The 747-nt window shown below is 55.7% G+C and carries 1 pseudogene; it reads right to left on the reverse strand.

Annotated elements, in window-relative coordinates:
- Positions 1-565 (reverse strand): annotated as a pseudogene (locus IG178_RS24545) (hypothetical protein); the annotation flags it as partial.
- Between the last annotated feature and the right edge of the window lie 182 nt (positions 566-747).

Below are 747 nucleotides of genomic sequence, written 5' to 3' on the forward strand. Positions count from 1 at the left end.
TTGGGCTTGCATCAAGCCGCCACGTATCAATAAAAACAGGTCGTGGTTGACCGCAGATTTCAGAAATTGCAGGATTGTTCTTCGCCAGTGCCACGAGGGGATTGCTTCGTGCACCGAACCGTCGCTCCGCTTCTGATGCAGAATAGGAGATGCCTGTACGCTCGTTGAGCCATCTGTTTGGCCCGACCTTTCGAATTCCCGGGGGGAGCGTGTCGTCTGCGTCTTCGAGGTCGCTGCTTTTAAATTCGATACTATCCCCAGAACGTTCCCCTCCTGCCCATACCTGAATGGTTACGGACACTGGGCCGTCCGGCAGCACGGAGCGATTGATTACCAACTCTCTTCCGTCCGTCAGGCGAATGGTCAATATGGAAAAGACCGTCTCGACCAGAGTCGACCCATCCAAAGAGAGCGCAGCGGCAGTTAGACGCAAGATGTGGGTCTTTCCGGCACCGTTAGGGGCGAGCAGGATGGTAGGTTCACTCTCGCGGAGCTTAACCGTGTGAGATGCATGGCCAAACAAGCCGTCCACTTGTATACAATCAACCTTTTTGGTGATCTCCATGCGAGTTTCCGATCCGAGTGCTTGAATCTAGCGTTTGGCTGTACGGACACAATGATGTGCTGAGTGTTGGGCTGTCATCGAGGCCCGGTCACGTCCGCACCTGCCCCATAGCGTACGGGGAGAACGCCGGGGTTGCGTGTAGTTCAAGCAGGCGACAAGGGGCGGTGTCGTAGCGTCGTAGC

The organism is Neoluteolibacter marinus, from assembly GCF_014904755.1.
Lineage (GTDB): Bacteria > Verrucomicrobiota > Verrucomicrobiia > Verrucomicrobiales > Akkermansiaceae > Haloferula > Haloferula marina.